The organism is Chryseobacterium indologenes (genome assembly GCF_018362995.1).
In the GTDB taxonomy this organism is placed as follows: Bacteria; Bacteroidota; Bacteroidia; order Flavobacteriales; family Weeksellaceae; genus Chryseobacterium; species Chryseobacterium indologenes_G.
In genome coordinates, this window is record NZ_CP074372.1 from 2,309,031 (window position 1) to 2,334,129 (window position 25,099).

General features: G+C 32.9%; 22 protein-coding genes. All 22 read right to left on the reverse strand.

Annotated features, from left to right (window positions below; genetic code table 11):
- Window positions 1-129: 129 nt before the first annotated feature.
- Window positions 130-1,431: a 30S ribosomal protein S12 methylthiotransferase RimO gene (gene rimO, locus DYR29_RS10380; protein ID WP_213280408.1), complete on the reverse strand. Its 1,302-nt coding sequence runs from the start codon at window positions 1,429-1,431 to the stop codon at window positions 130-132.
- Window positions 1,432-1,527: 96 nt separating this feature from the next.
- Entirely contained in the window at window positions 1,528-2,073 is a 546-nt protein-coding gene (rfbC, locus tag DYR29_RS10385; RefSeq protein WP_047420836.1) for a dTDP-4-dehydrorhamnose 3,5-epimerase, read from the reverse strand.
- 15 nt (window positions 2,074-2,088) lie between these two features.
- Window positions 2,089-2,658 (reverse strand): sugar transferase, encoded by a 570-nt coding sequence (locus DYR29_RS10390; protein ID WP_213280409.1) that lies wholly within the window; start codon window positions 2,656-2,658, stop codon window positions 2,089-2,091.
- Window positions 2,659-2,672: 14 nt separating this feature from the next.
- Entirely contained in the window at window positions 2,673-3,809 is a 1,137-nt protein-coding gene (locus tag DYR29_RS10395; RefSeq protein ID WP_213280410.1) for an aminotransferase class I/II-fold pyridoxal phosphate-dependent enzyme, read from the reverse strand.
- 20 nt (window positions 3,810-3,829) lie between these two features.
- Window positions 3,830-4,423, reverse strand: a complete 594-nt coding sequence (locus tag DYR29_RS10400; RefSeq protein WP_213280411.1) for an acetyltransferase — start codon at window positions 4,421-4,423, stop codon at window positions 3,830-3,832.
- 9 nt (window positions 4,424-4,432) lie between these two features.
- Window positions 4,433-5,035: a sugar transferase gene (locus DYR29_RS10405; protein ID WP_213280412.1), complete on the reverse strand. Its 603-nt coding sequence runs from the start codon at window positions 5,033-5,035 to the stop codon at window positions 4,433-4,435.
- 50 nt (window positions 5,036-5,085) lie between these two features.
- Window positions 5,086-6,264, reverse strand: a complete 1,179-nt coding sequence (locus tag DYR29_RS10410) for an O-antigen ligase family protein (protein ID WP_213280413.1) — start codon at window positions 6,262-6,264, stop codon at window positions 5,086-5,088.
- 33 nt (window positions 6,265-6,297) lie between these two features.
- A complete protein-coding gene (locus tag DYR29_RS10415; RefSeq protein WP_213280414.1) occupies window positions 6,298-7,530 on the reverse strand; it encodes a glycosyltransferase family 4 protein in 1,233 nt (410 codons plus the stop codon).
- A 14-nt stretch (window positions 7,531-7,544) separates the two neighbouring features.
- Window positions 7,545-8,789 carry a hypothetical protein gene (locus tag DYR29_RS10420; protein ID WP_213280415.1) on the reverse strand — a complete coding sequence of 415 codons (1,245 nt, stop codon included), beginning with the start codon at window positions 8,787-8,789 and terminating at the stop codon, window positions 7,545-7,547.
- Between the two features lie 31 nt (window positions 8,790-8,820).
- Complete coding sequence (locus DYR29_RS10425; protein ID WP_213280416.1) at window positions 8,821-10,650, reverse strand: hypothetical protein; 1,830 nt, start codon at window positions 10,648-10,650, stop codon at window positions 8,821-8,823.
- A gap of 13 nt (window positions 10,651-10,663) precedes the next feature.
- A complete protein-coding gene (locus tag DYR29_RS10430; RefSeq protein ID WP_213280417.1) occupies window positions 10,664-11,815 on the reverse strand; it encodes a glycosyltransferase in 1,152 nt (383 codons plus the stop codon).
- Entirely contained in the window at window positions 11,808-12,689 is an 882-nt protein-coding gene (locus DYR29_RS10435; RefSeq protein ID WP_213280418.1) for a hypothetical protein, read from the reverse strand. The genes DYR29_RS10430 and DYR29_RS10435 overlap by 8 nt, the downstream gene beginning before the upstream one ends.
- Window positions 12,690-13,080: 391 nt before the next feature.
- On the reverse strand, window positions 13,081-14,262 hold the full coding sequence (locus DYR29_RS10440; RefSeq protein WP_213280419.1) for a lipopolysaccharide biosynthesis protein: 1,182 nt from the start codon (window positions 14,260-14,262) through the stop codon (window positions 13,081-13,083).
- Complete coding sequence (locus DYR29_RS10445; protein ID WP_213280420.1) at window positions 14,259-15,002, reverse strand: PHP domain-containing protein; 744 nt, start codon at window positions 15,000-15,002, stop codon at window positions 14,259-14,261. Before DYR29_RS10445 ends, DYR29_RS10440 begins: the two co-directional genes overlap by 4 nt.
- Window positions 14,972-16,039 (reverse strand): ATP-grasp domain-containing protein, encoded by a 1,068-nt coding sequence (locus DYR29_RS10450; protein ID WP_213280421.1) that lies wholly within the window; start codon window positions 16,037-16,039, stop codon window positions 14,972-14,974. Before DYR29_RS10450 ends, DYR29_RS10445 begins: the two co-directional genes overlap by 31 nt.
- Complete coding sequence (locus tag DYR29_RS10455) at window positions 16,036-17,415, reverse strand: polysaccharide deacetylase family protein (protein ID WP_213280422.1); 1,380 nt, start codon at window positions 17,413-17,415, stop codon at window positions 16,036-16,038. The genes DYR29_RS10450 and DYR29_RS10455 overlap by 4 nt, the downstream gene beginning before the upstream one ends.
- Window positions 17,416-17,439: 24 nt before the next feature.
- Window positions 17,440-18,450: a Gfo/Idh/MocA family protein gene (locus tag DYR29_RS10460; RefSeq protein WP_213280423.1), complete on the reverse strand. Its 1,011-nt coding sequence runs from the start codon at window positions 18,448-18,450 to the stop codon at window positions 17,440-17,442.
- Between the two features lie 10 nt (window positions 18,451-18,460).
- Window positions 18,461-19,033: an acyltransferase gene (locus tag DYR29_RS10465; protein ID WP_213280424.1), complete on the reverse strand. Its 573-nt coding sequence runs from the start codon at window positions 19,031-19,033 to the stop codon at window positions 18,461-18,463.
- Between the two features lie 12 nt (window positions 19,034-19,045).
- Entirely contained in the window at window positions 19,046-20,170 is a 1,125-nt protein-coding gene (locus DYR29_RS10470; protein ID WP_213280425.1) for a DegT/DnrJ/EryC1/StrS family aminotransferase, read from the reverse strand.
- 34 nt (window positions 20,171-20,204) lie between these two features.
- Entirely contained in the window at window positions 20,205-21,395 is a 1,191-nt protein-coding gene (gene lhgO, locus DYR29_RS10475; protein ID WP_213280426.1) for an L-2-hydroxyglutarate oxidase, read from the reverse strand.
- Window positions 21,396-21,401: 6 nt separating this feature from the next.
- The gene (locus DYR29_RS10480) at window positions 21,402-22,697 is read right to left on the reverse strand and encodes a nucleotide sugar dehydrogenase (protein WP_213280427.1); all 1,296 of its coding nucleotides are present in this window, start codon (window positions 22,695-22,697) and stop codon (window positions 21,402-21,404) included.
- A complete protein-coding gene (locus tag DYR29_RS10485) occupies window positions 22,697-25,093 on the reverse strand; it encodes a GumC family protein (protein ID WP_213280428.1) in 2,397 nt (798 codons plus the stop codon). The genes DYR29_RS10480 and DYR29_RS10485 overlap by 1 nt, the downstream gene beginning before the upstream one ends.
- Window positions 25,094-25,099 lie beyond the last annotated feature (6 nt).

Below are 25,099 nucleotides of genomic sequence, written 5' to 3' on the forward strand. Positions count from 1 at the left end.
AATTACGCAAAACATTAACAAATTGATTATCAATAAAATAAAAACAAGCTACCGAGAAAATTCTATGTTAATTTTCGTTAATAACTCAGTTTCACAAATCTTATTTTAAACTGATTAATAAGCATTTAGCTAGACTAATTCTCCGTATAAGTCAAACTCTTCGGCTGAAGTAATTTTAACCTCTGCAAATTCACCTATAGAGATATAAGTATCTTCAGCAGAAACTAAAACTGTATTGTCCACATCTGGTGAATCATACTCCGTTCTTCCGATAAAATAGTTCCCTTCTTTACGATCAAAAATACATCTGAATATTTTACCTACTTTTTCCTGGTTCTTTTCCCACGAAATCTGAGACTGCAGTTCCATGATTTCCTCTACTCTTGCCTCTTTTACTTCCTGTGGAATATCATCTTCTAGTACGTAAGCCGTAGTATTCTCTTCATGAGAATAAGTAAAGCATCCCAGTCTGTCAAATTTCTGCTCCCTTACCCAGTCTTTAAGTTCCTGGAATCTTTCTTCTGTTTCCCCAGGATATCCAACGATAAGCGTTGTTCTGATCGCCATATCCGGAACTTTTTCTCTGAACTTTCCTAAAAGAGCATCTGTTTTCTCATGAGTTGTTCCTCTCTTCATTGATTTCAACAAATCGGAATTGATATGCTGAAGAGGAATATCTATATAATTACAAACTTTAGGTTCTTCACGGATAATATCAAGAACATCTTCAGGGAAACCGCTTGGGAAAGCATAATGAAGACGGATCCATTCTACTCCTTCTACTTTCACCAATTCTTTTAAAAGATCTCCTAATGCTCTTTTCTTATAAAGATCAAGACCATAGTAAGTAAGATCCTGTGCGATAAGGATCAATTCTTTTGTTCCTTTTTTTGCCAGTTTCTGAGCTTCTAAAACCAGTTTTTCGATAGGGGTTGACATATGCCCTCCTCTCATCAATGGGATCGCACAGAAAGAACATGGTCTGTCACAACCTTCTGAAATTTTAAGGTAAGCATAATGCTTTGGAGTTGTTGTAAGCCTTTCTCCTACCAGTTCGTGTTTATAATCTGCTCCAAGATGTTTAAGAAGCATCGGAAGGTCTCTTGTTCCGAAATACTGGTCTACATCCGGAATCTCTTTTACCAGATCCGGCTTGTATCTTTCTGATAAACATCCTGTAACGAATACTTTTTCAACTTCTCCTCTATTTTTAGCCTCAACATAATCAAGGATGGTGTTAATAGATTCTTCTTTAGCGTTATCAATAAATCCGCAGGTATTGATGACAACAATGTCACCACGGTCTTCATGAACCACTTCTTTGCCATTAGCTTTCAGCTGGCTCATTAATACTTCAGAATCATATACATTCTTGGAACACCCAAGAGTGACTACATTGATTTTCTTCTTCCCTACAGATTTTGTACGCATCGTTTTGATTTTGAGTCTGCAAAGATACAAAATATTGAAGAGTTAAGAATTAAAAAATAAAAACCACTTTATAAAAGTGGTTTTCAGGGATATATTTTAAAAGTTTTTGTCTTTAAATCCAGGAGCGTTCTGATCTTTTTCAGAAAGTATAGCATCTTTTTCATCCACTTTCCAATCGATATCAAGATCCGGATCATTAAACTTTACACTGCCTTCTGATTCTTTGTTATAAAAGTTATCGCATTTATAGGAAAATACAGCGTGAGTACTTAATACGGCAAATCCATGTCCAAAACCTCTCGGTACATAAAGCTGTAGTTTGTTTTCTGCGGTAAGCTCTATTCCGAACCATTTCCCAAAGGTAGGAGAATCTTCTCTAAGATCTACGGCAACATCCCACACACTGCCTTCCAGGCATGATACCAGTTTTGCCTGTGCATGCTCTCCTTTCTGAAGATGCAGTCCTCGCAATACTCCATAAGATGATCTGGAAATATTATCCTGTACAAAGTGGCCGTTCATTCCTGTGAGTTCTTCGAATTTTTTTTCGTTGAACTTTTCAAAGAAGTAGCCTCTTTCATCTTCAAATATGGTAGGCTCTATGATATAGCAATCTTTAAGCGGGGTTTCTTTAATTTTCATAATAGTAAAAAAACTCTATTTCAATATGGTTATTATTGTTTTAAATAAAATCTTTGTATCATTTTTGAAAGACATATTTTCATAATAATCAAGATTCATTTTTACTTTGTTCGGAAATAATATTTCATCATTATACTCCAACGGATTCTCCTGGCTGTTCAGAAGATTTTCTTCGTCTCTGTATTTAATGCTTGCTTCACAGGTTAATCCTGGTTTTAATTCCAGAACTTTTCTATCTGCTCCGGCAAGTTTATCGTAATACCCTTCGATATCTGGTCTGGGTCCCACAAAACTCATATCACCTTTTAAAATATTAAACAACTGGGGAAATTCATCAAATTTAAATTTCCTGAGGGTCTGTCCTATTTTGGAGCATACTCTTTTGTTATCATGAATTGTTTTAAATTTATATATGGTAAATGGCTTTCCATACTGTCCTATCCGGGTCTGAAAAAAAATACCACTTGATGATGTATCGAGACTTGCAACCACAAATAAAATAATCAGTACCGGCATAAGAAAGAGGGTCAATATTACCGCTAAGATAAAATCAAAAACCACTTTCCAATATTTGTACTGATTCATTAAATGCAATGATATTAAACTCCGAAGTAGTTACGGATGACGGTTGCTATTCTTTCTCTGTCATCATCTGACAAGTTAGACCCTGACGGAAGACATAATCCGTTATCAAAAAGATTTTCGGAAATTTTGCCTCCGTAATAAGGAGAAGATTCAAAAACCGGCTGTAAATGCATAGGCTTCCAAAGCGGTCTTGATTCTATATTATCTTCTAAAAACGCAAGTCTTAAGCCTTCTCTGTCTTTTCCTGTAACCTGCGGATCAACAATAATGGCAGATAACCAGTGATTTGAATAAAAATCATTTCCAGGCTCTGAGAATACGGTCACTCCTTCAATATTTTTGAAGATATCAAAATAGAAATCGTGCATTGCTCTACGCGCTTCCACTCTATCTTTAAGCACTTCCATCTGTCCTCTTCCTATTCCTGCAACAATATTGCTCATTCTGTAGTTGAAACCAATATGTGAATGCTGATAGTGAGGTGCATTATCTCTTGCCTGGGTAGAAAGGAAAACCGTTTTATCTTTATCTTCCTGAGTATGGCAAACCAAAGCTCCTCCTCCTGAGGTGGTAATAATTTTGTTCCCGTTAAAACTTAATATTCCAAAACGTCCGAATGTTCCACAAGCCTGCCCTTTGTAAGTAGAACCAAGAGCTTCTGCAGCATCTTCTATAACAGGAATCTGGAATTCCTGAGCAATGGCTATAATTTCGTCCATTTTTGCAGGCATACCATACAGATGAACTACAATGATAGCTTTGGGTTTTGTTCCTTTTTGAATTCTGTCTTCAACGGCTTCTCTTAAAGCTTTTGGACACATATTCCAGGTATCAGGTTCACTGTCTACAAAAACAGGAGTTCCCCCACAGTAAGCAATAGGATTGGCTGATGCTGAGAAAGTCATTGACTGGCAGATGACCTCATCACCATGCTCTACTCCACATTCAATAAGCGCAAGGTGCAATGCTGCGGTACCTGCAGAAAGAACGGCAACTTTTGCACTTCCACCCAAGAACTGCTCCAGATCCTTTTCAAGTCCGTCAACATTAGGTCCCAATGGTGCTACCCAGTTTTCTTCAAATGCTTCGTTGATATATTTTTGTTCGTTACCTCCCATATGGGGTGAGGACAACCAGATTTTAGTATTCATATTTTTGATTAGTAATTTGTTTATATAATATTTTTCTTAATAATTCTACCGGGATTCCCCACTACAACTGAATAATCAGGGATGTCATTAATAATTACCGATCCGGCACCTATTACACACCATTTTCCTACTTTAATTCCTTGTATTACCGAAGCACCGATTCCGATCTGAGAGCCTTCTCCAATTTCCACTCCCCCTGCCAGTGCCGAATTAGGTGAAATATGAACAAAGTCTTCAATCACACAGTCATGATCTACAGAGGCATTGGTATTGATGATACAGTGTTTGCCAATGACAGTATCTGCATTAATTACCACACCTCCCATAACTACTGTTCCCTCTTCTATTTTCACAGAACCTGAAATGATTGACTTTGGGTGTATTAACGTGCCAATCTCTTGATTAATTTGTTCTGCAATTTTCTTACGAGTCAGATTATTTCCAATTGAAATAATAAGTTTTTCTTTATCTTCAGGTAAATTATTTAATACAGGAAAGCCATAGCATTCATTTTTAGTGATATCCTGATCTATGAATGCCTTAATCTTTATCTCATTAGCCATTGCAATATCTGCAATTACTTTTCCGTGTCCACTTGCTCCAAATAAATACATAACGATCAATTAATTTCCCTGAAAGGGTTCTATGGTTACATGTCCATCAGCAGAAACTCCTTCTCTTATAAAAACTTTTTTAGCCGTTAAAAAGAAGATTTTCACATCTAACATCAATGATATATTTTCTACATACCATACGTCGTAATCAAACTTTTGATTCCACGATATTGCATTTCTACCATTTACCTGCGCCCAACCTGTAATTCCTGGTCTCACGTCATGTCTTCTGGCCTGATGTTGATTATATAAAGGTAAATACTGAACCAAAAGAGGTCTTGGTCCAATAAGTGACATATCTCCCTTCAAAACATTGATTAATTGTGGAATTTCATCCAAAGATGTTTTACGGACGAAAGATCCAATTGCTGTTAGTCTTTCTGCATCTGATAAAAGGGTTCCGTTAGAATCCTTTTTATCATTCATTGTTTTAAACTTTATAATTTTAAAGATCTTACCGTTTCTACCAGGTCTCTGTTGAAAGAAAAAGGGTTTACCATTGTTAGAAATAAACAATCCAATCATTACGATAAGAAAAATTGGAAGCAGAAATGTAATTCCTATGAGAGAAACTACAAAGTCGAAAATCCTCTTTAAATAATTTTTGTACATTTTTAGAAATTAAGTGTATCAATCATCATATACTTTTTATAAATATCTTTTTAAATTTCCTGTGTTTTTACTGTATAACCAATACCTATAATTATTGAGCTAAAGTACAAAAATTCCGGTATATTGAAAAGATTACAGGAAGTCTGTACCAAGGTAAAGTATTGCAAAAATAACGCAAAAATCAGTTTATAGTATATATTTCCCTTTTGAATTTTCCAAAATAAAGCAGCATTTTTTAAAACAGGTAAAAACTTTAGGAAATAAATAATTAACCCTAAAATACCCGTAGCCATTAAAAGTTCTAAAAAGATGTTATGCGGATGAACACCGTCCTCATATAAAATTCTTCCACCTAAAAAACGATTTGAATTAAAGATTTCAATAGCTCTGTTGTATAAAGGTCCTCTTCCCGATGTATCACCATTTGCAACCCATTTATACATTCTGTTAAAGCTTGTTATTTGCTCATTTCCATAATGTTCATGTAAAATGACCAAACCTATAAATAACAAAACCAATGTAATTATAGATAACAGATATTTTTTATTTCCTTTTAAAAGAACCATGTAAAAAGAACATACAAAAACAGCTAATAACGGACTTCTCGCCATAGACTGAATCACATTAAAAAGACCTAAAAAAAGACAGAAGAATAGAAAAAATGAGTTATAATCTTTTTTACAAAACAGAAGCAAAAATAATGATATGATAAACAATGAGGCTCCTATATGCCCATACATAATATAGTATGTACTAAAAATATGATCTAATGTTATAAAACCATATATATAGTTTACAACGAGAAGACCACATAAAATAGTGATACAATAATTTGTTATGCTCTTGAAATCTACTTTATTGTAATTAATACATAATAATGCAAAACTTGGTAAAAGTGCCATAAATAAAATTCTGAAAATATCTTCATTCTCTGATAATAATACATCCTGATTAAAAGGATAATTATTAAACGAATAGATAAGCTTGATGATATAAAAAATCCAGAATCCAACAAGGCTTATTATTGAAACATTTTTAAGATTAATATTTCTTCTTTCTCTATAGATGATCAATAAAGAAAATAGAATGATTAATATTCTATAAGGGACAGAAAAATTCCTGGGGTCCATTCCCAAAGGTTTTGCAAAAGAAATGGCGATAGTATTTCCCACCATAACAGACAACAGGAATAGTTTATCAATGAAATTATTATTAATAGTAATTTTCAAAATTGCCTATTTTTTATTTCAGCCAGTGCAAAGCTACTTCTTTTGCTTTAGGGAATGAAATAAAATAGCATCCATATATTTTTTTCCCAATACCGGATACGTTCTGTTTTCAAAAATCCATTTTCTGCCTTTATCACCTATTGCAAATCTTTCTTCTGAGCTCATATTGGCATAATATAAAATTGCATTTTTGATATCTTCTGCAGAGGTACTGTTGATAAATTTACCACAATCCGCTTCATTAATCATCGAAGGATATCCGGTGTAAGAAGCAATAATCGGTTTTGCAGCCAACATGTATTCAACTACTTTATTCATGGATTGTCCGTAATCCCACACTTTTGAATCTTTAGTTGATAGGTACAGAATATCGCAGGCTTCAAGAAAATATTTAACTTCGCTTTGCTGGATTCTTTGTAAAAACGTAACATTAGAACAATCTTTTAACTGTTCTTCGTAAGATTCTCTGAGATCACCACTTCCAACAAGTACAAAATGGATATTACGATTTTCCTTCATCATCTGTATGGTTTCAATAAAAGGTTCCAACGCATTGGTAACTCCCATACTTCCGGCATAGCCAATGATTACTTTGTCTGATGGCACTATCTCCGAAAACGGATTTTTTTCTTTCAGGAATTCTTCAGAATAATTTTCAGGATCAAATCCTAATGGTGAACAATGGAAAGGTTTTTTATATCCGAGTAATTCTTCTACATGTAAATCCAGCCTTGGCATTGTACCCGCAACCAGATCAGCCTTTTTGTATCCAAACTTTTCTATAAATCCTATCAGTAAAACAAGGGGATGTGATTTAGAAAAACCGGCCTCTTCTGTCATCGTTAAAGGCCAGATATCACGGATTTCAAAAACCAAAAAACTACCAAATTTCTTTTTCAGATAATAACCATAAATAATAGTAAAAATAGAAAGTGATGAAACAATAACCACATCAGGTTTCAGCATCCCGGAAAGTTTCATAGAAAACAGCTTTCTTTCAAAATCAAACCACGATAAAATCCTGTCTATAGATGCTGTTTTAGTATATTTTTTTGTTTTAATCCATCTTATTGACACCCCATCCTGTTCTTCATCATTATAGATCTTGTCAGTTTCAGGACAATGGGTAAAATGATTAGAATCTGAAGTTATCATAAGGGTATTATTTCCCTGTCTTTTAAATTCTCTTGCCAAATAAAACAAACGTGATGGAACTTTTGCGTATTGTGGTGGTGAGGCATATTTGGAAATCAGCCAGATATTCATCAGTAAGTATGTGTTTATTTTAAATTTACAATTTCTTGAAAATATCCTTTATTATCATTGATGTAAGGATTTTGATTGGAATAATATGAATATTTAAGTGAAATTTTATCATACATCATATTTACTTCATTCGTATTCAACATCTTCCACCATCCATAAAAAATATGGGTATAATCTTCAGAAGGTGATAATCCCTTATCTCCTTTTTTAAGATTACTTCTAAAATTGCTATTATTCCCATCGACAAAATTATTAAAGGTGTAAATCCCATTTTTGGGGTCATACATTGCAATATTGTTCAGTAATTGTTTTGAAAGCAGCGTATTAAGTTTCTCTAAATATTGAAATTTTGTAGTATCAGACAGAAATGCTAATTTCAGAATATGGAGATAAGCCGGCATTCTCGAAAAATGAGATGCATCCCAATTAACATTCTGATTCTTTTTTAAGACCACATCCTGAAAATTAGGGTGATCTTTCCAGACATTGGGCTGCAGATACCATACATTATCCTGAAATACTACTTTTTTCTGCATTACCTTATAAAAAGAGTTTCTAATGTTTATCAGATCCCTCGTAGCAGTAAGTGAGGCATCTTTTTCTATAAGTGACAGGCTTACTCCTGTTCCCATAATATAAAGCTCAAGATCGGTAAATGCACTATAATAGCTCATATCTCCATTATACTCACCTGTCAGCAAAAACTCGACTCTCTGTTTTACTCCATAGAATTTCCTGGATTCTGCTTCCCAAATATTTGCATAGACATTGTTCCAATAGTTTAATATCTCTTTTTTGATGAAATTAAACATTTTGGTCTTTTCGGCATCGCCACGTATTCCACTTTTTCTAAGATATTCGGAAACTGTAAAATAGAAAGTTCTTTTACTTAAATCATCTATATCTGCTCTATTCTTTATGGTAAGCAGTCTTTCATAAGTAAAAAGCACCTGCAGTCTTTTTATAATTTCCTGATTTTTCGTATCATAACCATATTGTATAGGAATATATAAAAAAGCGGCACAATCATAAGCTGCATTGGGCCAATTTGCCATTTTTGTTTCGGAAGTAAAAATATCATTGTAATGGTTGATCAGATTAACTATTTCTGTCGTTTTCAGATTTTGCTGTCTGAATACGGGCTCAACCGATATTAATGAAGTTTTATTTACAGATGCTTGTACCACCGGACAAATGCTGATGGTACAAAACAAATAAATAAAAATAAACCTCAGTTTATAAATTAATAAATTTTTCATCTATAAATAGGCATTTAATAATTAGTATCAATTATTGCTTATACAATTTTGGAATATTGTTAACGATTTTTATCACACGTTCAAAATCCAGTCCTAAAGTATCAAGATACCATCTGATGTTCTGATAACGTGGAGCGTTCTCTATTTCGACAAGTTCTAAAGCTCTTTCTCTTGTCATTTGTCCTTCTCTGATCTGATTACTTCTGAATGTATCATGTTCTGTAAAGCCAGCTACAGTATAATATACATAATTATAAAAAGCTGCTGTACCATCTCCAATTCTCCAGGTAGTAGTGGTGTCTATTGCTTTTTCCCAATCATAATGATTTAAAAGAGTATCATCTACCTGCTCTTCATCCCATCTCCAATAATCAAAAATATGGTAATAATCCTGCTTATCAGTAAAGCTACGGTAATATTCTCCTGAAAGAGTATCCCAAAGTGAGCTGTTGAAATATCCCGGACTCTGCATCATCGCTCTGAATCTTTTAGAGTGGTATCTCAACTGTTTCATAGCACCATGGCTGTATACTCTTTTTTCTTCAAAATCAGGTTCAATATCTAAAAATCCTGTTTTAAAGTGGGTTACTTCCAATGGATTCACCCCCCAAAGATTTAGGTTGATTCCTGTTTGTTTCTTGATATCTTCTACATATCTGAAGAAATGTTTATCTCCTGCTGTAAGCATTGCCATCATCCCTAAATGCGGAGCTTTAAGCCATGCTTCAAGGTTCATTCTGATATTCTTTCTTTTGAGTGAGATATCGGCAGCTACAATAATGTTTTCTACCCCAAGATCTGCACACATACGACTGATATTTCTTCGGCCAAGATCTGTTACCATTCCCCAATCATAGGTATATGTAACAGGTTTCATTTCCAGCTCTTTTACAATAAGATGTAATCCATAGCAGCTATCTCTACCTCCAGAGAAAGGAACGATACAGTCTAATTCTTTACCTTTTCTTCTGTATGGCTCAACCAGTTTAAATAATTCTTCCTTCGGCTTTGGATTATTTCTTGGTTTATAATTTTTACAGTAATTGCATACTCCTGCTTCATCAAATTTTATAAAAGGCATTGTTTCCGGAAGTATACATTTTGTACATCTCTTGATGTTTATCTTTTTGTATTCCAGTAAGCCTTCTTCAATTGTATTAAATTTAAATTCAGGAATCAAATTTTCTACTCTGCTTTTCTCATCTACAATATTCAGTTTTTCTCCTGAAACAGGGATGTCAAGAATCATAGCTTCGTCTTTTATCTGACTGATATTCTCACAGCCAATAATTTTAAGCCCATAATTTTCTGAAGCAAAATAAGTTTTATCTTCATTATACCCCACGTATAAACTTCCGTTATTGGAGAAAAGAAGCAACTTTCCTATTTCCGGCAATACAAGAGCACATGCAATAACCCCTCTACATAAGGAAAGTATTTCTTTGGGGAGATCTTCAATTTTGTTCTCCTTATTATTAAGAAATTCTTCTGCAATGGCTACAATAGCCTCGGAATCAATCTTCAGTTGTCTGCTTACCGATAATTTACTCCAAACTTCATCCTCATTTACAATGATACCGTTGTGTATAGCACATATATTTCCTCTCACCACAGGCTGGTTATCCCCCAGACCATTGGTAATTAACCTACTATGTCCCAGTACAATATTATTATTATACGGCTGTACTTTGTTCAGTAATTTTTCAATACTATAATCTGCTCTGTTTACCTTATAGTGATTATTTTGATAATAGATCAAACCACTGGAGTCCACTCCTCTTTGTTCAGAATGTTTTACCAGAGTTTGAAACTTCTGTTTGTTGATATGAGTCTTTGATACGACTCCAAAAATTCCACACATTTGTCTTTATTTTTTATTCTTTATTTTTTAAAATATTATTATACATTTTTAGCAGCTCACTTTCCTGAAAGTTCCAGCTAAGAGGATAAAGGTCTTTTTTCACTCTATTATTCAAATCTAGATGCTCAACATCTTTTACAATTTCAAATAAATTTTCAGCGTCCAAGCTACTACATTTTCCTAAATTATATTCAGCAACAATTTTTTTGATATCAGGAAAATCTGATGCTAAAATATATAATTCTGAAAAGGCATATTCAAATAATTTATTCGGTAAGCAATAATAGTCACTTAAAGAGACTGCTTCCACCAGACAAAGCCCTACATCTGCGGATGTAGACATCTCTACTACCTGATGATGCGGAACCGCCGGATGGTAATGAATATTATCATTATTGAGTGCTATTTTTTTAATTTCATCAACATATTCACCATAACCAATAAAAACAATATGGGAATCTACTTCTTTTCTTTGGAAAACATCAAGATACAAATTTACACCTCTTCCTACTTCACTTATTATTCCCAGATATAAAAATATTTTTTTCCCTTCAGGAATATTAAATTTTTCTCTGAGATAATTATTTTTAATATTTTCTTTCTGAGAAGGATCAAGCAAAGGAGAATTTAATATTAATACACTTTCCTTTTTCCCAAGATGCTCATCATACCAATCAATAATTGAAGGGCTCACACTAATCAGGATATCAATATCTTTCCATAACATTTTTTCAATGAAAAGAGTATATTTTGAAAGTATTTTTGATTGGCCTGCCTTATCTGATTCAAGTTCATGGGCATCATAGATCAGTTTTGATCCACAAAATAATTTAATCATTTTAGCAATGGGCAAATACAGGGTATCATGACAATGAATGATATCCGGTTTATATTTGATCCCAGGAAAAACCATTCTAATAAATGCCTCTATAAGATTAAGAAAATATCTGACAGGTCTTGGTAAAAATTTCAGATTTTTTGTAGCGATATTGAACACCTTAATAAAAGGCATATGTTCTGTTTCGTATTTATGTCCTTCGGAATCATTAATACCATAAGCAACCAAGGTGGTATTTTCAATTTTCCGGACAGCCTTCAGCTCTTTTAATATCCTACTGTCATATCGGATATCTGTAGGTGAAATATGAAGTATTTTTTTATTCATTTTTTTTATATCTAGGCATTAAATAAAGTAAAAAGCAAACGGCTAAAAACCCACCTGAAATAAGTGCTGTAAAAAAAGCTCCATTGATAAACAGGGCTCCGAAAGAAAAACTAGAAATCAAATATATTCTTGCATCTAATTTAAAACTTGACATATCAAAAACTCTAAAGAAAAAAGCTCTCAAAAGTGGAAATACCAGTAGAGAAACCCATCCAAATTGTGCGTAATCACTTCCAATCAAACCTGTATTGGAAGACATATCCGGGTCATTAAAATAGGTTGCTGCTATTATATAAGGAGAATTATTCTTATGATTTACAGTGGTTTCAAACCAATGCCCGAAATGCTCTCTGAGATAAAGTAATTCATGAGTAGAAAAGTAATCATAATGAAAATAGGCTAATAGCGTAGGCGTAAAATAGGTTCTTGAATAAAGACCGGCAATACTGATCTGAACACTCTCACTTCCAAATTCTACAAAAAATATCAAAATAAGATTGAAGCCGATAAATGCATGCAGGAGATACTTATTATATTCTTTCTTATAAAAAAAGTAAATAAGTATGGTCAATATTAACAATACAAAATCTGTCTTATGTGCACCAAAGGAATACATCATTAAGCCAAAAAAGAAAAATACACAGCTCAGAAAAACATTTTTTTGTATCAGATAATACATAAAAGAAATGGTAATAAACATACTTGCTATCGGGCGGAGATAATTGATAAACGACGGCATATTTAATTCACTGACTTTTGCCCGTATTTCATATACTTCTTCGAAATCAAACTTAATATTAAAACCATTATATATAACGGAGAAAACGATCATCATCAGCACCACCGTGTATAGCAAAATTTTAAACAAAATCATCGATTGAGAATTGTCGAAAATTTTATAATATTTCACTTTTCCATATCTTATATAAAACAGAAAGAGCATGGCACAGTATATAACACTATACAAAAAGAACTCAAAATTATTGGTATAAACGCAAAAAGTTAAATTCGGTAAAAAGTATAAGAGATATATCACCATAAGAATTAAACTTGCAGGAGTATCTTTCTCTAAAATCTTTTTAAAAAAATAAGTATAAAATAATATAGCAACGTAAGAAAGATTATTAATTGTATGACTAAATTCTCTTACATAACCAAGATATCCGTAATGTACAGATATTGAATTAACATAGAGATAATCTAAAGATAATTTATATATAATAAAAAATATTAGTAATGTAAAATACTTCATAGCAACAAACAAATCAAGACTTATTAAACAGTAAAGAAAGTAATAAATATCTAAATAGAATTACTCCCACATAAATCCATATAAATAAATCTATTGTAGAACTCTTTCCTAAAAAAAATGAAATAAGCAAAACCAAAGTAGTAATTACCTCCCAAACGAGAAAAATTTTATTTTTCCGCTTAACCAATACTCCGCTTGAGTAATGAGAAAATGATGCAGAAATAATAGTGGTGAAAATTATTATTTTACTCATATCGAAGGCTTTTCTCCATTTATTAATATCAAAAAATAAAGAGAAAAAATATTCACCAAAAATTAAATATACTATAGCAAATAACAAGGAAACTAAAAATAATAATCCAACATATGTATTCATTTTCTTATTAAGTTTAGCTTTATTGGTTTCTGACAAATCCTTGTAAATTAACCCATTTAAGCTTTCAGATATTAAACTTAATGGTTTATTCACAATTTTAGAAGCCATAAAATAATTTCCCAGAATAGCTTCTCCAAAATAATGTTTTATAAAGAAACTAGGCAACTCTGCATTAAAAGTATTAATAAAATAAGCAGGCATCTGATGCAATGGAAAGGATTTATATTTTATTATAATGTTATAAAACTCTCTGTAAACAAAATTTCTTCTTTGTATTTTGATATAAAATAATATAAATATAGTCGCTAAAAAATTAGGTATGACATAAGATAATATCAAAACCCAGTATGATAGTTTTATATAATAACCAGAAAGTATAATGATAACTGCAAACACAGAGTTTAGTATCATTGATTTACTGACAATATTCAACAAACCTTTTTTTATAAGAATATCTTTTGATGCACTATATAAAGATTGACTAAATGCAACCAATGGTACAATTAAAAAATAGGAATCTATATCAAAAAACAACATTGAAATAAGTATAACAAAAAAGGAAATTAATGAGATGGTTATACTTAGAAAAATGGAAACAGCATACAGCATACTATATTCTTCGCTCTTTGCTGGTAACATAATTGCTTTGTTGTAGGACAAAGTATAAAAGTACGCTAATGGGGCTGAAATTGATAAGATAAAGGAAAGTACTCCAATTTCGTAATCAGAATAAATTCTTCCTGTTAAGGGAACTGCAATCAGTAATATTAATTGAGATAATATATTGCTACCTAAAAAAGATATTATTTTTCTTTTCATAAATTTAAATAATCTTCTTTAGTTCTCTTAAAAAGAGTTTTATATACAATATATATAAACAATTTAAAATTTTTGTTCACATACGCTTTTTTAAGTTGTGATAAAAAAATATCTGATACTGAACTTTTTTTAAGAAATAATGGTGCAATTTCGCCATTCGTTAATGCTTCATGAAATTTCAAATCTTTTTTTTCATATCCTACCACTACATTTAAGAGAGTTTGAGGAATATGAGAGTCAGAGCTCCAGATTACAGGTTTCTTATATTTTAGAGCCAACAGATAAGACTTGTAGTTATTAATAACTGATGATCTGGCGTTAAATACTTCTATAACATCAACAGCTTGTGCCAGTTCTTCTATTTGGGTGTGCCCGTCATATGGATGAGGTAAAATCAGTATTGCATTTTGTTCTTTTGCATTTTTATAAAACTCTTCCCATTTCATATCTGTAATTTCATTCTTTACATTTAATGCAATTACATCTCCCCGATCCGTTTTATATTCCGCAGCAGTAGGTATCTCTACAGTCAGATTTTGTTCTTTTATTTTTCTTTGAAGTTCCAAACTCCCTTTTATGGTCTCATGATCAGTTAAAACAACAAAATCAAGTTTTTTATCTCTTATTATTTTAACTATTTTTTCAATCGTATTTATTCCATCATAGGAATAGGTACTGTGAAAATGAAAAATTCCCTTTTTCATTTTATTTACTTTGAGAAAATTTTCTTTATGGTCCATATTAATTTGATTGAATCAACGAAAAAGTTTTCAAACAAGTTCGTATAAGAGTCTTTATAAAAATATTCTTTTATTTTATGTAGTTTTCCTGTTTTAAGCAAAACCAAAAGATCTCCATCTAAAACCCAGAAGAACTTTTTTCCCACTTCATATTTTTTCTCAATTTGTTCTTCCACCTTATTTGAATAAGCTTCAATCAAGGTTTTGCCAAAATTGAGTCCTACTGCATAAGATAAATCTAATGAACCCCAAAATTTGGGATTTAACTCTATTAAATAATATTGCTGTTTTGTTTCATCATATTTATATTCAATCATTAATGGGCCAGACCAATTTAAATATTCTATAATTTGTTTAGATATATTAAACATTTTTTCACAAAAAATAGACTTGGCAGCTGTACTAGATCCCCCGGTAATTGGTATTTCTCTAATACGTTGGTGCATATAATAGCTAATGATTTTACCTTCTTTAGCAATACAAAAAAAACCTCTACCTACCCCTGATACCTGCTCCTGCATTAATAGTTTTACTCCCCCTGACAAGTATTTATCTATTTTTTCAAATTCGGATTCAGAACCTAATTTTACATATAGCGGATCAAATTTGGCTAAGCTTTCATTGCTTGATTTAACAACACAATTCTTATCTCTACTGTATAGCCTTAATTCCTCCAGATTTGAAAATAATTTACATTCAGGATAATTTACATCGCTAAGAGAATTCAAAATTAGCATTTTATCTTTATTTAATGCTATTTCAAGACTCTCTTTTGTAGGTATTAAACATAATTCCCTATATTTTTCAGAGCATATCTTTACAGCTTCGCTCCCTACAGGAATTATAAATTCGGGGTTAATCTGTTTGACTGATTCCTCCAAATCCCCCACAATATAATCTTTGCAATATCCCAATCTTTTAGTAAAAAAAACGGCTTCTTTATCTGTAGCAAAAACCTCGTGCATATTATCTTTATACAATTCCCGCTGTATTGCTATAGAGTTTTTGTAATTTGCATCCGTTATCAAAATTCTCATACTTGCTTTGTATTATTCAGGGTTGAACAAAATTCGAGGATCTGACAGTATAGTTCTTTCTTTTTTTCATTCTCAAATTCATCATTGTGCCAAAGTAATGAAAATCTCCCTCCCACTTTATAACACTGAAGAACTATTTTTTTGACGTAATTAAGAGCTTTATCATCATCTATTCTTATTTTAGAATAATCCAAGACACTTCCTTCCATTATAATCAGAGGTCTTATTTCTACATTTAGAATTGATTTGTTATAGATATCAAATGGTTTATAGGGGAAACATGTTCCGCATCTGAAACCACCTGTTTCATAAAAGGTTAGGGTATTATCATACTTCTGCCCAACTGTAGAAATTTGTCTTAGTGTTTTGAGAAAATTAATTCTTAAATAATGCATTCTACCTCCCATTTCTGTAGAAATGTTCAATTCAGACAAAATTTTTCGGAGCTTCATCCACTCTGTCTTAATATTAAATTTTGATGATGCATTGTAACTATAATGAATACCTACTTCATGGCCTCTATCGTTAATTTTCTTTATAAGACGTTTTACAAAACTGGTATAGTTGTATCTAAAATCAAATTTGAAAGAGGTATTGGCTGGAATAAAATAAAATTTACTGATTATACCGTGTTTCTCTGAAACATCCATAAGCCAATCAAATGTATTTGAAGCCTCTTTATCAAAAAAAGATGCTCTATTCATCAGATAAGAAATAGCCAATTTTGGTCTTTTTACAGAATCTATAAGAAAAAGGGCAATAAATTTAATTTTCGGAACACTAATATATCTTGATATTTTATCTACATCGTGGCTTACTTCATAAGAAAACGTATTTTGCTTACAATCAATTTCAGAGGCTAAAAGTATACTTCCAATAAAATAGACCCACTCATCAACTACTGGCCTCAGGTATAATTCATCCTTAAATAAATGCGAGTTTTTCAGCTCAAATCTGGAATGTTTATCTTCAGAATTCACTCCATATTCCTCTAATCTATTGAGAGACCATATCATGTATGATATGAAGTCATAATTTATTGTAAAAACATTATTTTCTTTCCTGATAAACCAATCTATTTCCGAAACTCCAAATAAAACTAAATTTTCATTTGGAATTTCCAGCCCTGCTGTTTTTGAAATAGATTCTCCGGACACATAACTGAAGACTTTTTCTTTATTGAAAAATGCTTGTCTACCATTATTTGTAAAGTTAATCGTTACAAAATGGCTGTTTTTAGAAAAAGTCAGACAAAAGCAGTCCTCAGAGAACTTAACCTGGACATTTACATCAAATCTCTCTCTAAAAATATTACCCACCCAATCTTGCAGCCGATTATCGGAAAGTATTTCTGAGAAATAATTACTTGTTACCAAAATTTAAGCTATTATGAAAATTGTCTACTTTTTATCATATATTCTCTCAATAATATCCACCACTTTCAATCCTTCCAGAGCATTGGTTGTAATGGTATTTCTTCCTTTCAGTACATCTACAACATTTTCAATGATATAGTGGTGATTGGCAGCAGATCCTTTGTAAGCACCATAATCATTTCCAGGATTCGTTGGAGCTAATTCCGGCATTACATAGTCTTTTATATTACAAACTTCTACTTTATCCATGTATTGTCCTCCGATTTTCACTGCTCCATGCTCTGCAATGATTGTCATAGAACTTTCAAGATTCTGATTCCATACCGAAGTAGAATAGTTTAATGATCCCATTCCTCCGTCTACAAAATCAAAGCTAACAAAACCTGAGTCTTCAAAATCAGTAAGAGTCTCATGATTAAAGTCTGCAAATTTTGCCTGAATATTGGTAATATCACCGAATAACCAGTACATAATATCTATAAAATGAGAAAACTGTGTAAATAAAGTTCCTCCATCCAGATCTTTCTTTCCATGCCATGATTCCGGTTTATAATATCGGTCATCGCGGTTCCAGTAGCAATTAAGCTGAACCATATATATTTTCCCAAGTTTTCCGCTCTCTACCATTTCTTTTACCCATGCAGAAGGTGGAGAGTATCTGTTTTGCATCACTGCAAACACCTGCTTATGCTTATGTAAAGCCTGAAAAATAAGTTTTTCAGCATGTTGTTTTTTCAGAGCCATTGGCTTTTCTACCACAACGTGCTTTCCAGCATCAATCACTTTATAAGACTGTTCAAAATGGAATCCGTTTGGGGATGCAATATTAATAACATCCACTTCAATTCCGGAAGCTAAGAATTCATCCAGTGATGCAAAAAAGGGAACTTCATAATTTTCAATGCCCAGTAAAGATTTATCTTTAACATCGATCAATCCAACCAATTCACATTCCTCATTTCTTAAGATCATTTCGGCATGTCTTTTTCCGATATGCCCGCAGCCAACGACTGCAAACTTTATTTTCTCACTCATTTGTATGTTTTTAAATTTTTGAAACTTTATTGTTTTCTAATTTGTATTTTTCTCCACTTTCTTCACAAACGGCAATATTTTCTGCATCAAATTGAAGTCTTTGCCCAAATTCGCTCATCCACCCCATTTGTCTGGCAGGATTTCCTACTACCAATGCATAATCCGGCACTTCTTTTGTAACTACTGCTCCTGCTCCAATGAAGGCATACTGACCTATATTGTGTCCACAGACAATAGTTGCATTAGCTCCTATAGATGCACCTTTTCCCACATGTGTTTTCAGATATTCATTCTTTCTGTTTACGGCACTTCTTGGATTTATCACGTTGGTAAAAACCATTGAAGGACCTAAAAAGACATCATCGTCACATGTTACTCCTTCATAAATAGAAACATTATTCTGAACTTTTACATTCTTTCCTAAAATTACTTTTGGAGAAATAACAACGTTTTGTCCTATATTACATTTTTCTCCCAAAACGCAGCCGGTCATAAGGTGTGAAAAATGCCAAATTTTGGTTCCGGTCCCTATCTGGCAACCTTCATCAATAACAGCTGTTTCGTGTGCAAAAAAATCTGACATATCTGCTTTATATTAATTAAAATAATTCTTAATTTCTGTAACAATAACATCCAATACTTCCTGATCAAATTCTGTATGTATAGGAAGGGAAATCACTTCGGTGCAAAGCTGCTCCGTAACAGGAAGACTAAAACCTTCTTCCACGTATTGAAGAAAAGCTTCTTGTTTGTAAAGGGGTAAAGGATAATAAATCATACTTGGAATATTCTTTTCTGCCAAATATTTTTGTAGGTCATCTCTTTTCCCATTTTTCACTCTAAGGGTATACTGATGGAATACGTGGGTAGAGTTTTCAGCTCTTTTGGGTATTTGAATTTCGGCAATACCAGCAAGATTTTTATCATAATAATCAGCCATCCTGTTTCTGGCAGCAGAATATTCATCTAAATGTTTTAGCTTAACTTTTAAAACGGCTGCCTGAATTGTATCTAATCTGGAATTGCAACCTAAAACTTTATGATAGTATTTCTTTTCCTGACCATGGTTGGCAATCATTCTGATTTTTAAAGCCAGATCATCATCATTCGTCATTAACGCACCTCCATCACCATAGCAACCCAGGTTTTTTGACGGAAAAAATGAGGTACACCCGATATGGCCAATAGCTCCCGTTTTTTTGACGGTTCCGTCAGAAAAAGTATAATCGGAACCCATTGCCTGAGCATTATCTTCTATAACAAAAAGATTGTGCCTTTCTGCAAATTCAAGAATCTTTTCCATATTGGCACTTTGCCCATATAAATGAACAGGAACAATTGCTTTGGTATTAGGTGTCAGATATTTTTGTAAATCCTCAAGTTCAATATCAAAAGTATCTCCGTTTACATCTACCATTACGGGTTTTAATCCTAAAAGACCAATAACTTCAGCAGTAGCTACGTAAGTGAAAGCCGGGCAGATAATTTCGTCACCAGGCTGCAGATCAAGTGCCATCATGGCAATTTGAAGGGCATCAGTTCCGTTAGCACAAGGGATAACATGTTTTACACCTAAATATTTTTCGAAATCCTGTTGAAATTCTTTTACAGCAGGACCATTAATAAATGCTGTATTGTCTATACATTCCTGGATACCGGCATCTATGTCTTCTTTTATTTTCAGGTATTGACCTTTAAGGTCAACCATTTGAATTTTCATATCTTTAGTTTTTGAGTGCACGTAGAGGTGCATTTTAATTCACAATAAGCTCACTGATCTTATTTCCTATAGAAAGACAGGAAGTGGCTGCCGGAGAGGGTGCATTTCTTACGTGAATAATGTTTCCGTTTTTCACGATATCAAAATCATCAATTAATCCTCCATTTCTGTCACAAGCCTGAGCTCTTACACCTGAGCCTCCTGCTACGAGGTCATTTTCCTGTATTTCCGGTAAAAGTTTCTGTAAAGCTTTTGTAAACGCGGATTTGGAAAGTGAACGGTGCATTTCTCCCATTCCTGTTTTTCCGTATTTCGCTACAATTTTCCTAAATCCAGGCCATAGCATAGTCTGCATCGTTTCGTTGAAATTGAAATCGAAAAAATGGTATCCTTCCTTCTTGAAAGCCAAAACAGCATTAGGACCAGCTTCGATATTACCATCAATCATTCTGGTAAAGTGTACTCCAAGGAACGGAAAGCTAGGGTCAGGAACCGGATAAATAAGATGTTTTACCAAATATTTTTTTTCATCCTTAATCTTATAATATTCTCCTCTGAACGGAATAATGACCACATCGTTTTTTTCGTTGGTCATTTTGGTGATCTTATCAGAATAAAGTCCTGCGCAGGAAATCAGCTTTTTGGTTTTAAATTCGGAAACGTTGGTGTTTACAATAATTTCAGATCCTTTATCAATGATGTTTTTTACTTCATTGTTGAATCTCACTTCTCCTCCTAATTCTTCAAAAAGTTCTTTTATTTTTTTTGCTATTCCCGGATAATCAATAATTCCGGTTTGTGGCACTTTTATTGCTCTTATACCTTCGCAGTGAGGTTCAATTTCACGGAATTCTTCTCTTGAAAGATATTTTAAGTTTTGCAGACCGTTTTCAATACCTCTTTTATAAATATTATCTAAAAGGGGTAATTCTTCCTGTGAGGTAGCTACGATTATTTTGCCGCAAAGGTCGTATCTTATTCCGTATTTCTCGGCAAAATTAATGACTGAATTATATCCTTCGATACAGTTTTTTGCTTTAAGGCTGCCTGGTTTATAATAAATCCCACTATGGATTACGCCGCTGTTGTGTCCCGATTGGTGCAATGCAACATCGTTTTCTTTTTCTAAAATTAAAATCTTAGAATCAGGATTTTTCAGCTTAGTTTGATAGGCCGTAGCCAATCCTACCAAACCTGCACCAATGATTATAATATCATAGCTCATTATCTGTTACAGTCTTGCATCCACCAGATTTCTGTCTAAACATGCCTTGGTATCAAAAACCACAGCATTTTCTTTTTTAAGCTGATCCATATCCATTTCCAGAAACTCATTATGAGATACTGCAATAACTAAAGAATCATACTTTTTCCCTTCCTGCAGAGTATCCAGAATATCAATTCCATATTCATGTTTTACTTCCTCTTTGCTCGCCCACGGATCATAAATATCTACATTCACTCCGTAATCAGCAAGTTCTCTGTAAATATCAACAACTTTAGTATTTCTGACATCCGGGCAGTTTTCCTTGAACGTAACTCCTAAAATCAAGGCATTTGAATTCTTGATCACTCCACCTTTTGCAATAAGAAGCTTTACTACTTTAGCTGCAACAAACTTAGCAATAGAATCGTTTACACGTCTTCCTGATAAAATAACATCCGGGTGGTATCCTAACTGCTCTGCCTTGTGTGCAAGGTAATAAGGATCTACGGAGATACAATGTCCTCCTACTAATCCCGGTTTATATTTAAGGAAATTATATTTTGTTCCAGCAGCTTCCAATACATCATTGGTATCAATTCCTACTCTATCAAAAATTAAAGCTAATTCGTTCACAAAGGAAATATTAACATCTCTTTGTGCGTTTTCAATAGCTTTAGAAGCTTCTGCAACTTTAATGCTGGGTGCCTTGTGCGTTCCAGCTGTAATGATTTTCTTATATAGATTATCCACTTCTTCGGCAATCTTTTCCGTAGAACCTGAAGTTACTTTCTTAACACTGGTAAGCGTATTCACTTTATCTCCCGGATTAATTCTCTCTGGAGAATATCCTACAAAAAAGTCTTCGTTAAACTGAAGTCCTGAATATTTTTCAAGAACCGGTACACATTCTTCTTCGGTACATCCTGGAAAAACTGTAGATTCATAGATAACAATATCTCCTTTTTTGATAATTTCGCCCAACATTTTTGAGGCAGAAATCAGTGGATTCAGATCCGGAGCATTGTATTTATCAATAGGGGTAGGAACTGTTACAATGAATACATTAGCTTCAGAAATATCAGACAACAGGCTTGTTGCCTTGTAGCCTAAAGAACCATTAGATTCATTATATTTTTTCAGCCCGTTATTTAATTTATCAACATCTGCTTCAAGCGTTATATCCTTTCCCTCATTAAGCTGATCAACACGCTGTGTATTGATATCAAATCCAAAGACAGGATAATGATCTGCAAATTCAAGAGATAAAGGAAGACCTACATAACCCTGGCCTATAACCGCTATTTTATATGTTGTTATCATTAACTAAGTTTATTTTTTATTTTTTGAAACCAAGATTGTTCTGCATGCTGGTTATATCCATAACCGTATTTGTTACTATATCCTAAATCTTCTCTATTTACATCGTTCAGTACAAATCCAACATTTTTAATTTTTTTCTGATCAATATTGCTATTTGCAAATTCTAATAATGCCTTTTCTGTATACTTAGATCTGGATACATAAATAGTAATATCCGAAAGTTCAGCAATAAGGAATGTATCTGTAACAAGAAGCAATGGTGCTGTATCTAAGATAATATACTCATATTTATCTTTCAATTCACTTAAAAGGATTTCATAACGACCGTTGGATAATAATTCTGTTGGGTTCGGAGGAATCATTCCTGAATAAATTACATCCAGATAAGGATTAAAAGATGATACATGAACAATATCTTCAAGTTTAGTATTGTCATCATAAAGATACTCTGTAAGTCCGGTAAGTCCTTTTCTTGCAGGATTATATCTTTGAAGCTGAGGATTTCTGATATCAGATCCTATGATAATTGCTTTTTTCTTAGGATTAGCCAATGTCAAAGCTAAATTGACAGAAGTAAACGTTTTTCCTTCTCCTTTTACTGTAGAAGTAACAAATACAACTTTTCCTTTTCCATCTTTTGAAAGCATGAAATTCATATTGGTAATAAGAATTCTAAATGCTTCCGCCATCGGAGTAATATCATTCGTTTTTACGATCTCAGAATCTCCTTTTTCAAGACTTGGTAATTCAGCAATAATAGGTGCATGTACAAGCTTTTCAAGGTCATGTTTTGTAACAATTTTATTATTGAAAAGTAATGTTAAATAAATAATAATAAAAGGAATTAATAAACCTGCTACTAAATAAACCGTCAAAATAACATTGGTCTTTGGAGAAATCGCTGCTGGTGAAGCATAGGCAGCATCCAGGACTTTTGCTTTTGGAGCTAAAATAGATTGTGCAATAGCAGTCTCTTCTCTTTTTTGAAGTAAAAGCAAGTAAAGATTCTCTTTAATCTGCTGCTGTCTTTCTATACTTCTGAACATTTTTTCGATAGAAGGAAGTTTGGATATTTTCCCGGAAACTTTATTTTGTTCTCCTAAATATTCATTTTTTGCCAGTTCCAGCCCCACTCTATTTCTTTGGAGAGTCTGCATAATAGAACTACGCATTGCGTTAATTTGTTTTGTAACATCTACTACAGTAGGGTTTTCCGGTGTAGCAGATTCAAGTAATCTGTTTCTCTGTAAAACAAGTTGGTTATATGCAGATATCCCTGATATTGCTTCGGGATTATTCAGTCCTACATTTGCGGGCAGAACCTGATACTGTCCTTGTTTAGAAACATAACCTATAAGAGCTGTTGTAAGTTCCAGTTGAGCATCTACATCCAGTTGCTTAGCTCTGGCTGCTGCAGAACTTTCTAAATTAATTTTAGCTTCCGTTTCTAAATCAGTAAGGTTATTTTTCGATTTAAAACTTTCTTTCTGATTTTCAACTTCCCCCAGCTCTCCTGATAATTTTTTAATTCTATCTTCAATAAAATCTAAAGTCTTTTTTGATTCTGAATTTTTATCTACAATAGCATCATTGTTATAAGCTATTACCAGGCTATTGATAATATCTTTTGCTTTTGCTATCTGAGGATATTGATATGCAAGTTTTAGAACAGTAGTTTCTCTATTGACAAGATCAACATTAAGCGGCCCTTGAAGGCTATTTACAGCAGCTTCCAGAGAAGATATCTGAAGCACCAGATTGTTTATGTTTATGCCCTTAACTTCTGCAGAGTTAAATTTGGGATTTTTTGTTATTATAATGTTTGCAAACGGTAAACTTATTGTCTTACCATAAGTTGTTACAATATCTTTTTTAAGGCTTTCACCAGTCAAAGTTAACTTCTCTCCATTGATTGCAAGTAGAATTGTATTTATAGCACCTTTATCTTTCTTTTCGCCAATTACTCTCACTTCTACAGGGGAAGTTTCTTTATATAACTCTAGGGTTCTGATCTTTCCTTTTGCTGTAATATTAGTTTGAAGATTTAAACTGCTGATAACTTCACTCATCATTTTTTTTGACTTCAAAACTTCTATTTCATTGGCTATACTATTGGTTTTAAGACCTCCAATTCCTGATAAATCAGGTAAGACTCCCAAATCGTTTGCCATTACTGATGAAGAAGAATTTTTAGCATCTTTGATAAGAATTGTAGACTGTACACCATATACAGGAACCATAAATTTCAATGAAATATAGCCTATTACGAGAGCAATAAATGCGCTTATAATAAACCAAGGCCATCTTCGGATATATGGTTTTAAAATTTCACTAACATTAATTCTCTTTGTGTCGTTTTCGTCTTCTGAAAATTGTGAAGTTCGCTGGTTATCCATCAATTT

Bases quoted from the DNA above. Each gene is read 5' to 3' on its own strand.
- rimO (WP_213280408.1), bottom strand. From the start codon at position 1,431: ATGCGTACAAAATCTGTAGGGAAGAAGAAAATCAATGTAGTCACTCTT.
- rfbC (WP_047420836.1), bottom strand. From the start codon at position 2,073: ATGAAAATTAAAGAAACCCCGCTTAAAGATTGCTATATCATAGAGCCT.
- DYR29_RS10390 (WP_213280409.1), bottom strand. From the start codon at position 2,658: ATGAATCAGTACAAATATTGGAAAGTGGTTTTTGATTTTATCTTAGCG.
- DYR29_RS10395 (WP_213280410.1), bottom strand. From the start codon at position 3,809: ATGAATACTAAAATCTGGTTGTCCTCACCCCATATGGGAGGTAACGAA.
- DYR29_RS10400 (WP_213280411.1), bottom strand. From the start codon at position 4,423: ATGTATTTATTTGGAGCAAGTGGACACGGAAAAGTAATTGCAGATATT.
- DYR29_RS10405 (WP_213280412.1), bottom strand. From the start codon at position 5,035: ATGTACAAAAATTATTTAAAGAGGATTTTCGACTTTGTAGTTTCTCTC.
- DYR29_RS10415 (WP_213280414.1), bottom strand. From the start codon at position 7,530: ATGAATATCTGGCTGATTTCCAAATATGCCTCACCACCACAATACGCA.
- DYR29_RS10420 (WP_213280415.1), bottom strand. From the start codon at position 8,789: ATGAAAAATTTATTAATTTATAAACTGAGGTTTATTTTTATTTATTTG.
- DYR29_RS10425 (WP_213280416.1), bottom strand. From the start codon at position 10,650: ATGTGTGGAATTTTTGGAGTCGTATCAAAGACTCATATCAACAAACAG.
- DYR29_RS10430 (WP_213280417.1), bottom strand. From the start codon at position 11,815: ATGAATAAAAAAATACTTCATATTTCACCTACAGATATCCGATATGAC.
- DYR29_RS10435 (WP_213280418.1), bottom strand. From the start codon at position 12,689: ATGATTTTGTTTAAAATTTTGCTATACACGGTGGTGCTGATGATGATC.
- DYR29_RS10440 (WP_213280419.1), bottom strand. From the start codon at position 14,262: ATGAAAAGAAAAATAATATCTTTTTTAGGTAGCAATATATTATCTCAA.
- DYR29_RS10445 (WP_213280420.1), bottom strand. From the start codon at position 15,002: ATGGACCATAAAGAAAATTTTCTCAAAGTAAATAAAATGAAAAAGGGA.
- DYR29_RS10450 (WP_213280421.1), bottom strand. From the start codon at position 16,039: ATGAGAATTTTGATAACGGATGCAAATTACAAAAACTCTATAGCAATA.
- DYR29_RS10460 (WP_213280423.1), bottom strand. From the start codon at position 18,450: ATGAGTGAGAAAATAAAGTTTGCAGTCGTTGGCTGCGGGCATATCGGA.
- DYR29_RS10465 (WP_213280424.1), bottom strand. From the start codon at position 19,033: ATGTCAGATTTTTTTGCACACGAAACAGCTGTTATTGATGAAGGTTGC.
- DYR29_RS10470 (WP_213280425.1), bottom strand. From the start codon at position 20,170: ATGAAAATTCAAATGGTTGACCTTAAAGGTCAATACCTGAAAATAAAA.
- lhgO (WP_213280426.1), bottom strand. From the start codon at position 21,395: ATGAGCTATGATATTATAATCATTGGTGCAGGTTTGGTAGGATTGGCT.
- DYR29_RS10480 (WP_213280427.1), bottom strand. From the start codon at position 22,697: ATGATAACAACATATAAAATAGCGGTTATAGGCCAGGGTTATGTAGGT.
- DYR29_RS10485 (WP_213280428.1), bottom strand. From the start codon at position 25,093: ATGGATAACCAGCGAACTTCACAATTTTCAGAAGACGAAAACGACACA.